Origin of the sequence: Frisingicoccus sp., from assembly GCF_048388605.1 — a bacterium.
Taxonomy (GTDB): domain Bacteria; phylum Bacillota; class Clostridia; order Lachnospirales; family Lachnospiraceae; genus Frisingicoccus.
The window spans coordinates 40943-53344 of record NZ_DBGCTU010000042.1 but is presented as its reverse complement, the minus strand read 5'-3'; the positions used below and the strand labels follow the sequence as shown (position 1 = coordinate 53344).

The window sequence follows — 12402 nt, the reverse complement described above, 5'->3', positions numbered from 1 at the left end:
GGAATACAGAATGAAAAAGAAACTTCAGATTGCTGTTGCGGGTACTGGCTATGTTGGCCTATCTATTGCCACATTGCTTTCTCAGTATCATAAAGTTTTTGCTGTGGATATTGTACCTGAAAAGGTTGAGAAGATTAATAATAGAAAATCCCCAATTCAAGATGAGTATATTGAGAAATATTTGGCAGAAAAGGATTTGGATTTAACCGCAACGCTGGACGCAAAGAAAGCGTACAGCAATGCGGACTTTGTTATAATTGCGGCACCGACCAATTACGATTCTGCAACACAGCATTTTGAGACGAGTGCTGTGGAGGCGGTTATCAAGCTAGTTATGGAGTATAATCCAGACGCAATTATGGTTATTAAGTCTACAATTCCGGTTGGATACACAGCTTCGATAAGGAAAAAAACAGGTAGTAAAAATATTATCTTCAGTCCCGAATTTTTGCGTGAATCAAAAGCATTATATGATAATTTGTATCCATCCCGGATAATTGTGGGAACGGATATGAATGATGAACGACTGGTGAAAGCGGCTCATACATTTGCGAGCCTGCTTCAGAAAGGTGCAATCAAAGAGAACATTGACACCCTGTTTATGGGCTTTACTGAGGCAGAAGCAGTTAAGCTGTTTGCCAATACCTATTTGGCTCTTCGCGTGTCATATTTTAATGAACTCGACACCTATGCGGAGATGAAGGGACTGAACACAAAACAGATTATTGACGGTGTGTGTCTTGATCCTCGCATCGGTTCTCATTACAACAATCCGAGTTTCGGTTACGGTGGCTACTGCCTTCCGAAAGACACGAAGCAGCTGCTGGCAAACTATGCTGATGTTCCACAGAATATGATGTCTGCAATTGTAGAGAGCAACAGAACCCGTAAAGACTTCATTGCTGACCGCGTGTTGAAAATGGCTGGTTACTACGGATATGAGGGGGATAACCAGTATAGCAGGAGTAAGGAAAGGCCTGCTACAGTTGGTGTCTATCGTCTGACCATGAAGAGTAATAGTGATAATTTCCGTCAATCTAGTATCCAAGGTGTTATGAAGAGAATTAAGGCGAAGGGCGCGACAGTAGTGATTTATGAGCCGACGTTGGAAGATGGCACTACGTTTTTTGGAAGCTTGATTGTCAATAACTTGGAGACGTTCAAAGCAATGACGGATTCTATCATTGCTAACCGATATGATAGTTGCTTGGACGATGTAAAAGATAGAGTTTATACGCGGGATATTTTCCAGCGTGATTGATTTGGAGGTATCCGAAGTGGAGAGAGCACCATACAACAAGAATTTTAAGAGAAAAGTAGATACTACACAGATACCCACCTGCAATATTTTAGGAGTCGAGATAGCTGCCATTGACATGGCTTGGTTGTTAGATTTTACAGAGAAAAATCTCAAAGATTTATCAGGGGACTATGGTTGTGTTTCGAATGTACATACCACTATCACTGCGAGCCAAGATATGGATTATCTCAAGGTCCAAAATGGTGGAGTTATAGCAATTCCAGATGGTGGTCCATTATCCACAGTGGGGAGAAAACGTGGTTATAAAAATATGAAAAGAACCACGGGGCCTTCGTATATGGGGGAGATTTTCAAGATGTCGGTGAAGCATGGCTGGAAGCACTATTTCTACGGAGGGACTGAAGAGTGTCTGAAAAAGTTATATAATGCCTTGCAGAAAAATTACCCAGGCATCGAAGTTGCCGGAATGTACAGTCCACCGTTTCGTCCACTGACGGAAGGAGAGGACAGGGCTGTTATAAAACGCATTAATGAGACTGTTCCAGATTTTGTATGGATAGGACTTGGGGCACCGAAGCAAGAAAACTGGATGGCTGCTCATCAGGGAAAAGTAAATGGATTTATGGTAGGTGTCGGTGCTGGATTTGACTTTCATGCAGGAATCATTAATCGGGCTCCGGAGTGGCTGCAGAATCACAATTTGGAATGGGCATATCGGTTGATGCAAGATCCGAGGAGATTGTTTAGCAGATACTGGCATACGAATTTTAAGTTTATATGGAATGTAATGATGAAAGGAAAATAAGAGGTAGTAGCTGTGGATAAAACGGAAAAACAAAAAATTTTGATTGTACATAACTATTACCAGATTCCTGGCGGAGAAGATATTGTTGTGGCAAATGAGAAGAGAATGCTGGAGAAACATGGCCACAGGGTAATTCTATACAGCAGAAATAATTCTGAGTTAAAGGAAATGAGTAAACTGCAAAAGTTGCTCCTACCAATAACTACGGTGTTCAATCCAAGAACATATAGGGAGATAAAAAAGATTGTCCAGGAACAGGGGGTAGACATTGTCCATGTTCACAATACACTGAACCTGATTAGCCCATCGGTATATTACGCGGCTTTGAAGTGCAAGGTTCCTGTTGTACAGACTATTCATAACTTCCGTATGCTCTGCCCAGGAGCCACATTTTATCGAGATGGCCATATTTGTGAAGATTGTGTTCAACATGGTTTGATGTGCGCGGTAAAACACAGTTGCTATAGGGGCAGTAAATTGCAGACTTTGGCTTGCGTAATTAGTACTAAATTTCATCGTTTAACCGGAATATACGGGAAAATAAATTACATCTGTTTGACTGAGTTCAATAAGAAGAAGCTACTTCAATTAAATAGTTCAGGGAAAAAGAAAGTGATTGATTCGGATAGGGTTTTCATTAAACCCAATTTTACATTCGATACTGCTCTCAATATTCGGAGGAGAGTATAGAGAATATTAGCTTTTCATCGGAAGAGTAGAAAAAATCAAAGGACTGGATATCCTGCTTGATACTTTTCGTAGGGATGCCAGAGATAGAACTTGTAGTTGCAGGAACAGGATTGCAGTTAGATGAATACAAAGGTAAGGTTGCTCAAAATATACACTTTACTGGGCTTCTGAACAAAATAGAACTATTAGATGATTTGATGAAAGCAAAGGCAGTAATTGTTCTATCTCAATAGTATGAGACATTTGGCATGACCGTAGCAGAATCATATACATCACACAGACCAGTCATTGCGGGCAATATCGGAAATATTGGAGCCTTGGTAGATGAGGAAATAGCGGAATTGTGTTTTGATTATAACTCGGCAGAAGCGTTGAAAAACGCATTACTTAGATTTGGGAGCATGAGTATGGAAGCAATGGAAGAAAACACTTACAGGAAATATGAGGTTGAGTTTATGCTGGAGAGAAACTATTCTGTTCTAAAGAGGATATATGACACTATTACTAATGGATAAATAAGGAGACAAGAGATGGGATTTATATATGTTGGCAGATTGGATGAAATAAAAGGAATAAAACTCTTATTTCAGGCTTGGAAGCTGATGGGTGATGACGCACCGGAACTGAAAGTATGTGGCACAGGTCCGCTGGAGGATTGGTGTAAGGAATATGTCGATAAAAATCATTTGTCTACAGTGACTATGTTTGGATTTGTTCCTAATTCGAGAGCTAAAGAATTGATTGCAAATAGCGAAGCCATTATATTGCCGACACAGTGGTATGAAGGTTTCCCGATGATAATATTGGAGGCATTTTCGGTGGGGACATCGGTTATTACTTCTGATATGGGAAATGCAGGAGATGTTGTGCAAGAGGGAGTTACAGGCTATAAGTTTAAGGCTGATTCAGCAGAGAGTTTAATTGATTCTCTAAAAAAGTGCATGGCATTTCCTATAAATGGTGGAAAAATTAAGAAGCACTACGAACAAAAGTATAGCGAAGAAGCTAACTATGCCACGCTTAAGCATATATACGGCCTAGTTGTGTAGAGGAGAGATTATTTTGACAGGTTCAGGAATACTGCAGCAGGCAATTGATGTAAAAAAGAGTTCCAAAAAGGCGGCTACCCATTTCGCCCTATGCAATGGCAATAAGATACGCTACCTGATTGATTTACACGGAGGGAAGAGGAGACTCAGCGGAAATATAGCTACATATTCAAGGAAACTTGGATTACTGATGAAGATGATAAATTTCCTGCCATTTGGTGTGCTTGAGGTTGGAAAGCTGGGGTACTTTGCCGAAGCAAGATTGCATCCGGAAATTGAGCGACAGAAAGAAACTACCAGGACAGCTTCATGGAATGTGATTGTTGGCACTTATGACGAGAAACAGAAACTAGTCTTACAGTGCTTTAATAAGAGTGGCGAGGCGGTTTTTGTAAAAATCGGTAATCAGATAACGGCGCCCGAGATGGAAACAGAAATTCATTTCTTAAGTGAGGGCAGGCTTTATCAGAATTTTGACTTGCCCGTGTTATTGGGTAGTAGTATGATGAGTGAAATAAATTCGTTCAATATCCAGATAACAAAGGAGTTTCATGGAGAGAAGGTGGAGCCTGTTCTTACAGATGACATCATCAAAATATATAAGGAACTTTCGACTGAAAAGAAAGAAATAAAAGGAGTTGTTTATGAAAGATCCCACGGAGATTTCACACCGTGGAATTTGAAAAAGCGAAATGGTAGATATACGTTATTTGATTGGGAACATACCGGGTTCAGGTCGATTGGATATGACCTGATGCATTATGTAATGACCATAGAGATCGCATTGAATGGCAGGAGCTTATTGTATGCTTATGAATCTGGCATTAAGAAAATACAGAGGTACATTCCAGATTTTAAGGTTGAGAGAGATGTTATTATTGCTGAATACAAGGAAACGATTAAGGAATTGAAATATTAAACAAAGGGGTAGCTATGAGAGCAGATATTCTTTTTGTAGAATCCTTTTACAAAGAGCTGGAACAACAGAATATAAAATATTGCATCCTTAGAAATGCTGATGAAGTTGAACAGGGTGATGCCCACGATATAGATATGACAGTGGAGGATGGCTGCTTACAGATAGTAGAGAAAATACTTTTGTCTGTGGCACAGAAAACGGGTTGGAAGTTGCATATTAAGACGGGAGATGCAAAGGATAAATATAATATCAAATGCTACCACCTCTTTAAAGTCGTAAGTGATGCAAAGGGGGCTGATACAATCCAGATTGTTCATTTTGATATTTTCCCGACCTTCACTTGGAATGGCTATGTGATGATTGACAATGCTATTCTCATTCATGGGATTGATGAGTCAAACATCTATCATCGAGCAGATCCGGCTGTGGAGGCGGTCACAAAACTTTTTATTCGTTTGTTGCACAATGGATATATTAAGACGAAATATAAGAAATATATCAAGGAGACATTTGATAATAACGATGAGGCTGTCCGTACTCTACTTCGAAAGTTTTTGTCAGTCTCTATAGCAGAGTATGTCATAGAAGCCGTAAGAAAAGAAAAATGGCTTGAGCTGGAGGAAAATAGAAGTAAGCTTGTTGGTGATCTGAAAAAACACTCGAAAAAGAATCGAATTGGTCAGAAAAAGTATCTTGTTAAGAGGGCAGTCAGCAAAGCTGGAATTATGGTTGCTTTTGAAGGTACAGATGGTAGCGGGAAGAGCACAATCATTAATGAACTTCCGTCTGTACTAAGAAATTCTTTTCCAGAAGACATGCAGGACTATTATCATTGGAGACCAGGATTTATAAAGAAAGAAAACCGTTCAGAAGATGGGCAGGCGATTGTGGTAACGGAGCCTCATGCTAAAAAGCCATATGGTAAGGTCAAGTCTTTGATAAAGTTCATGTTTTTTAATATGGACTATATACTAGGGTATTGCTGTAAGGTCCGATGGCAGATAGCAAAAGGGCATTTGGTTATTTTTGATCGATATTATTACGATTATTACATGGATAAAATCAGGTATCGGCTATCTATCAGCGATGAGGTGTTGGTTTTTTTTGGACATCTTATTCCAAAGCCGGATGTAACATTCTTGTTAATAGGAGATGCGCACGTCCTCTATGAGCGTAAAAAAGAGATAACTGTGGAAGAAATACAAGAGCAGATTGATAAGTTGATGAGCAATCAGACCCGCTTCAATAACCCGAAGGTGATAGATGTAAATCTGCCTGTGGATAAGGTAGTGCTAGATGTATCTGAAGAAATATTAAGCTCTTGTGCTAAGAAATATTGCTTAAGAAACATTGGGGGAGTACTATGAAAATCTTACTTAGTGCTTATGCATGTGAGCCCAATAAAGGTTCTGAACCAGGAGTTGGCTGGGGGTGGGCTGTAGAACTCGCCCAGTATCATCAAGTGTGGGTTGTTACAAGAGATAATAACAGGCCTGTGATAGAGGCTTATTTGAAGAGTAAGCCGGAATTTCAGAATGAAAATATGAATTTCATTTATGTGGGATTACCAAAAGCACTCACATTTTGGAAAAAGGGAAATCGGGGAATTAGACTTTATTACACTCTATGGCAGCAGAAAGCAGCAAAAGTAGCATCAAAATGGAACGAGAGAATACAGTTCGATTTGGTTCAGCATGTTACGTTTGTCTCGTATACACAGGTAACATATATGTACAAGTTGAATATACCTTTGATTTGGGGACCGGTTTCCGGTGGTGAGAATATTCCTCCTGGAATCAAAATTGAGATGTCTGTGAAGGAAAAAATGACGGAAGCTGTAAGGAAGATGTCGCAGCAGATGGCTTTAATGATGCCTTCCATAAGAAAGACAATGAAAACCGCAAAATATATTCTTGTTGCGACAGATGAAACAAAGGGGAAAATTCCCCAGAAGTATCAGTGCAAAACCCAGATAGTTCCTGCTATAGGACTTGAGACAATACCGGATTTTGCAACGACTAAGAAAAATAGCGATAAAGTCCGGATCATTATGGCTGGACGCCTGATATATTGGAAAGCATTTGACATTGGGCTAAAGGCGTTCTTGTGTATTGCAGATCAATTTCCAAATGCAGAGTTGCATATTTTGGGTGAAGGGAATAAAAAGGAGGAACTTAAGAAAATCGCTGGTGCGTATCTGGGAAAGCAAGTTTTTTTTGAGCCTCCAGTTCCTCATGACCGGATATTTGAGTTTTACAGTGAGTATGATGTTTTTTTAAATACTACACTTCGAGATTCAGGGTGTATGACAATGATGGAAGCAATGTCTGTCGGGCTACCGTGTATTGCAATTGCGACGGGTGGTCCGGAGGTGCTGTTGACTTGCAATTCTGAAGGTAAGATAGCACCGTGTAGTTATGAAGGATGTATTGAAAAAATTGCGGATTGTTTAGGTGAGATTATAGAAAATCCTGCTTATAGAGAATCAATTTCGATTACACAAATTAATTTTTTAAGGAGTAGGTTATTGATGGAAAAGAAAATGGAGTTATTGAATGAAATATATAACACTGTATCAAGAACTTCCGTGACTGACGTGGGGGTATAGCAGAGTAATATTGCGGACTCCCTATAGTTTGATAGCGTAATTTATAATGAGTATCGAGAGAAAAGAATTGGTATCAGTATGCGTGTGAACCCAATTCGGGTTCAGAACCCTTACTTGGCTGGAGGTGGTGATAGAGAACGCAAAAGGCATGAGGTGTGGGTAATTATGCGAGTCCATAATGTCTGCTTGATAGATGGAGAGTTACCGTCAATGGAAATCTATATAATATACATTTTGTATATGTCGGATTGAACAAACACACATATTCTGGAAAGAGGACATCGAGTTGTGAAACTATTTTACATGTTGTGGCACAGGAAAGCTACAGAAATCACAGAAAAATTGAACCTTAAAGTCCGTTTTGATGTAATATACCATGTAATAGTTGGGGTTTATACACAGCCAACATATATGTATAAATTGGCTATCACTCTTGTGAGGGAAAATCTTGGCGGGGCGAACGGATGCCCACAATAAAAGAAAGGAAAATAGATTTTAAAAGCCAGATTTATGAAGCCGTTTGTAACATATAAGTCAGCTTGACTGGATTTTCACCTTACCCAGAAGTGACGTGAAGAAGGCAAATTCGATTATTGTCATTACTGAAGAAATACGGAAATGCTTTTTTAAAATATCAGAATAAGATTACTGTGATGCAGTTGTTGGGTACTGACGAAGGATTTATGACTGGAAGATAATCGGATTGAAAGGTTTTGATATCAAAATTGCTGTATTCAAAATTTTCCTTGATAAGTATGATAATGTAGAACTTTATTTGGGAGGAATGGGAACCTGAAATCTGAACTGAAAAAGGGCTGTGGAGAACTGTTGGATACAAAGATTCTTTTGAAATGTATGTTACGTGATTCAGACGGTTTAGCGCTTCTGGAAGTTATTAGTGCTGGACTACTACTGCGTATTGATGTTGAGGGCCAAAAAGTTCTAACAGATAGCAAGTGTATTTTTAAGGTGTATTCATATGAGTATATCCATTTAGTCGCCTCGTTTTGTGATGGGTTAGCGAAAATGGTATATAATTAAAAACCTAAACATGAAATGGGGAAGAATCCAAAGAGAAAAGTTGTATCTCAGTGTATATATGGACATAAATTTGGGAAAGTTGGAAAACTTTAACGTTTGATTACATAGTAAAGAAGTAGAGGAGTATGTAAGTTGAAAATTACTATATTACGGGTTGGATTGGCAATTCAAGAAAAAGAGGGGACTTACAATGTACAGGAAATCGGCTTATCAAAGGCATTATGTAATTTGGGATATGAAGCAGATGTAGTATATTTCCTTGATTCAATAGAAAGGCTTTTATGTAGTTGTAAGAATTCAAATGTTAAATATTTGCCTTGCAAATCCATAGGGCATCAGATAATAATCAAAAAAAGCGTGCTTTCGGAAATTGATAGTGATGCCATGATTATTTTCTGTGACAACAAACTCTCCTCAAATATAGTGATTCGCTGGTGTAATGATCGCAGGATACCTTATATGTGTTATTTTGGTCTATATAAAACTGATTCAAGCAGAGTCCTCAATAAAATAATTGGGGGATTGATCACAAGGCTTAATCGTAGAGAACTGAAAAACAGTATAAATGTAACCAAAACAAATGCGGTAAAAAATATACTGGAGGCAAATGATGTTCCTGTTAAAGGGGTTATTCCGGTAGGATTAGATGAAGAACTTCTGAGGAAGGAGGAAGATATAGGTGTAATAGTAGATGTTAGGAAAAAATTGGGTATTAACCTAGAAAGTAAGGTTCTCTTATTTGTAGGCCGACTTACAGAAGTAAAGAATCCTCTACTTGCAATAGAAATTATTGAGCGATTTATTGAATGCGGTGAGGATTTCACTCTGATTTTAATTGGCAATGGGAGATTGAAGGCACAGGTGCTGAAAAGAATCGATAATAGTAAATGTAAAGATCATATCATTTATATTGAACAGGTTCCGTATGAATTGATGTTTCAATATTATATGACGGCAGATTGCTTTTTGAATTTCAGTAATATTGAAATCTTTGGCATGGCGATTTTGGAAAGTTTGTATTATGGATGTAGAGTCATTGCTTATAAAGCTCCAGGGCCATTGGACATAATAGAACATGGAAAGAATGGGCTTTTGCTATCAAATTATGATGTTGATAACTGGTGTGAGAGCATAAAGCAAGCTATGCAGACAGATAGTTTGATTTTGGAAGGAAAAAGAACGGTGAGAGAGAAATATATGTGGAATCAAATTGCTAAAGCGTTTGTAGAACTGCTGGAGGAACAAAATGAATAATAGCTTTGAAAAGACGGTAGTGGTTGCAATGACATGTTTTAACAGAGCAGATAAAACGGTAAATTGTATAGAATCGCTTGTAAATGGAAACCCGGCAATTGATTTTTCCTTTGTGGTTGTGGATGATAATAGTTCTGATGATACTGTGGACAGGCTAAAAATGCTTTCTAAAGGAATCAATATCCATATAATAGAAACGCAAGGTAATCTGTATTATTCCAGAGGAATGAAAAAGGCACTGGATTATATTCTTGAAAGTAATTTAAAAGCAGAAAAGGATTATCTTCTGCTAGTAAATGATGATGTTGATTTTTATCGGAATGCTATTGAGAGTTTAATCCAACAGAGCAATGAGGGAATAGTTGTTGTTGGGGCAACATGTGATTCAAGCGGAAAACAAAGCTATGGGGCTGTAAAATACCTAAAAAAAGGTGCGCTTAGTACCCGAAAAGTATGTACTGGAGAAACAATACAAGCGGATACGTTTAATGCCAATTGTGTACTGATTCCAATTGAAGCATTCATATGTATTGGCTCATTTGATGAACATTATATACACTGCTTGGGTGACTATGATTATGGTTTTAAATTTTCAAGATCTGGATACATCATTCAATCATCAAAGGATTATGTTGGCATTTGTGATAATAACAGTATTGAAGGGACATGGATAGATTCAAGTCTTGGGGTTGTGGAGCGATTAAAACTGAAGGAAACCCCCAAAGGACTTCCAACAAAAATATGGTGGTACTATGTTAATAAACATTTTGGCATAGTAGCTGCGATAGAACATTCTATTAGTCCGTTTATAAGAATTATATTTAGAAAGTAATAGGAAAGATTATGAAGCGATTAATAAAAAGGATTGTTTTTTTGTTTTATTTAATTATAAATAAATTTGAATTAAAACGGCATAAGGTCAGTTATGGTAAAAATTTAGTAGTCCGAGGGAGGCTACTTATTCAGGGCTCTGGCTTAATTACTGTGGGAGATAATACTCGAATCAAGTCAGGCATTAAGTATAATCCAATCGGCGGGGATGGCATATCAATACTAGCGGTAAAAGAGTCGGGGGAAATTATAATTGGCAAAAATGTCGGAATATCTAATTCGACGCTTGTTGCTCATAATCAAATTATAATTGAGGATAATGTTCTTATTGGTGGTAATGTAAAAATTTATGATACTGATTTTCATTCCATGAATTTTAATGAAAGAATGGCTGGATACGAAGGAACAAAGACAGCACCGGTGAAAATTGAGAAGGGCGCATTCATCGGAGCACATACAATTATATTAAAAGGTGTAACTATTGGGACTTACAGCATTATTGGAGCAGGTTCCGTAGTGACAAAGTCTGTTCCATCACATCAAGTTTGGGCGGGAAATCCAGCTAAATTTATTAAGAGCATTAGTGAATAGACTGTATATCCGCAAGAAAGAGAAACTGATAGAACAATGATAATGTTGAGCCAACTTACAGAAAGATGTGAGTGTCGTTGAAAATTAGAGGAGGGACCATTTCATGAATTTGGGACTAACTAAGGTATCAAAAACAGGGCTTATACAGTACATACTTATATACTTAATACTTCAGTATGCAGGTGGGAGAGTGTTTGCGGCTATTGGTAGCGACCGAGGTTATTTAATAACAATAGTATTATGCGGAATATTTGGAGTATTATGGAGGAATTATATTTTGGCAAATAATTCTCATACTGTATTTGTCGTAGCATTAGGTTTGCTATGTTTGATGACAATCGTGTTATCATTTGGTGGGTTGAGCGTTGGCACAACACTGTCGTTATTAAGTAGATTTATTTTAGTGTATTTGGCGATTGTTATCAATGAAGATAAATTTGTGTACAGAATTGTTAGGTTAATTTATTACATGGCTATTATTAGTCTAATAGAATATATATTTATTTCTTTTGTGGGGGCTGACACAGCAGTTGAGTTGGTCTTTTCACGTTTATACGAAATCCCTTCTGGGCATGGCTGGTTAATGAGTAGTTATGGACTGTTTATATTTGCCTTTAACTTTGTGGATCCAACACGCAATTCGTATATGTATGGAGAGGCGGGAGAATATCAAGCTGTCCTTGTGATGGCAGCGTATCTTTTGTTAACAAACAGCTGGAGGTTTGAACAAAAAGAACTGAGAAAGTATTTGATAGTATTTTTTATTACACTCATTACTGTGCAATCAACAACAGGGTATTTCGCACTTATATTACTTGTTGTGTTGGTTTTGTTCGAAAAAAGGGATGTAACAAATGCATATATAAAAAGAATTGTAGCAATCTTAGTTACTGTTGCTGGTATTTATTCTATCTTTTTTGCCAGGAGCGACAGCTTGGTGTACACCAGATTTTTAAATAAGTTTATATCTGGCAATCAAATTGATTTTGCGGTGTATACCGGAGCAGATAGAGTTGATTCAATACTATCATATGGAACATTACTTACAAAGGATTTCTTTAATACTTTTATAGGCATGGGATACAGCGGAATTGTGTCTAGACTAGGTGACTTCACGTGCGCCGGAATAATTAATTCACTGCTGATGTTCGGCATAATACCTAATGTTTTTATATACTATAATCTCATAAAAAACAATGCCGGATTTACAAAAAAAAGAATTGAAACGATAATTGCGGTTGCATTAATGGTAAACATGGGACTTTCACAGCCGGATCTGTTTGCAATAACTTCTATAGTGATACTTTGCTATCCGTGGATTTCAAATTTATATATAGGACGATTATGATTTGG

Annotated in this window: 12 protein-coding genes; all 12 read left to right on the top strand. The window is 37.7% G+C overall.

The window, feature by feature from the left end:
* The first annotated feature begins 10 nt into the window (after nt 1-10).
* Nucleotides 11-1261 carry a nucleotide sugar dehydrogenase gene (locus ACMN7X_RS11560; RefSeq protein ID WP_418747618.1) on the top strand — a complete coding sequence of 417 codons (1251 nt, stop codon included), beginning with the start codon at nt 11-13 and terminating at the stop codon, nt 1259-1261.
* Between the two features lie 16 nt (nt 1262-1277).
* The gene (locus ACMN7X_RS11555) at nt 1278-2066 is read left to right on the top strand and encodes a WecB/TagA/CpsF family glycosyltransferase (RefSeq protein ID WP_418747617.1); all 789 of its coding nucleotides are present in this window, start codon (nt 1278-1280) and stop codon (nt 2064-2066) included.
* Nucleotides 2067-2078: 12 nt separating this feature from the next.
* Entirely contained in the window at nt 2079-2756 is a 678-nt protein-coding gene (locus ACMN7X_RS11550; RefSeq protein WP_418747616.1) for a glycosyltransferase, read from the top strand.
* A gap of 248 nt (nt 2757-3004) precedes the next feature.
* The gene (locus ACMN7X_RS11545) at nt 3005-3271 is read left to right on the top strand and encodes a hypothetical protein (RefSeq protein ID WP_418747615.1); all 267 of its coding nucleotides are present in this window, start codon (nt 3005-3007) and stop codon (nt 3269-3271) included.
* Nucleotides 3272-3286: 15 nt separating this feature from the next.
* Nucleotides 3287-3805 (top strand): glycosyltransferase, encoded by a 519-nt coding sequence (locus ACMN7X_RS11540; RefSeq protein ID WP_418747614.1) that lies wholly within the window; start codon nt 3287-3289, stop codon nt 3803-3805.
* Between the two features lie 13 nt (nt 3806-3818).
* Nucleotides 3819-4724 (top strand): hypothetical protein, encoded by a 906-nt coding sequence (locus ACMN7X_RS11535; protein ID WP_418747613.1) that lies wholly within the window; start codon nt 3819-3821, stop codon nt 4722-4724.
* A 14-nt stretch (nt 4725-4738) separates the two neighbouring features.
* On the top strand, nt 4739-6091 hold the full coding sequence (locus ACMN7X_RS11530) for a hypothetical protein (RefSeq protein WP_418747612.1): 1353 nt from the start codon (nt 4739-4741) through the stop codon (nt 6089-6091).
* Nucleotides 6088-7332 (top strand): glycosyltransferase family 4 protein, encoded by a 1245-nt coding sequence (locus tag ACMN7X_RS11525; protein ID WP_418747611.1) that lies wholly within the window; start codon nt 6088-6090, stop codon nt 7330-7332. Before ACMN7X_RS11530 ends, ACMN7X_RS11525 begins: the two co-directional genes overlap by 4 nt.
* Nucleotides 7333-8505: 1173 nt before the next feature.
* Nucleotides 8506-9627, top strand: coding sequence for a glycosyltransferase family 4 protein (locus tag ACMN7X_RS11520; protein ID WP_418747610.1), 1122 nt, complete (start codon nt 8506-8508; stop codon nt 9625-9627).
* Nucleotides 9620-10459: a glycosyltransferase family 2 protein gene (locus tag ACMN7X_RS11515; RefSeq protein ID WP_418747609.1), complete on the top strand. Its 840-nt coding sequence runs from the start codon at nt 9620-9622 to the stop codon at nt 10457-10459. Before ACMN7X_RS11520 ends, ACMN7X_RS11515 begins: the two co-directional genes overlap by 8 nt.
* 11 nt (nt 10460-10470) lie before the next feature.
* Entirely contained in the window at nt 10471-11049 is a 579-nt protein-coding gene (locus ACMN7X_RS11510; RefSeq protein WP_418747608.1) for an acyltransferase, read from the top strand.
* A gap of 103 nt (nt 11050-11152) precedes the next feature.
* Nucleotides 11153-12397, top strand: coding sequence for a hypothetical protein (locus tag ACMN7X_RS11505; RefSeq protein WP_418747607.1), 1245 nt, complete (start codon nt 11153-11155; stop codon nt 12395-12397).
* Nucleotides 12398-12402 lie beyond the last annotated feature (5 nt).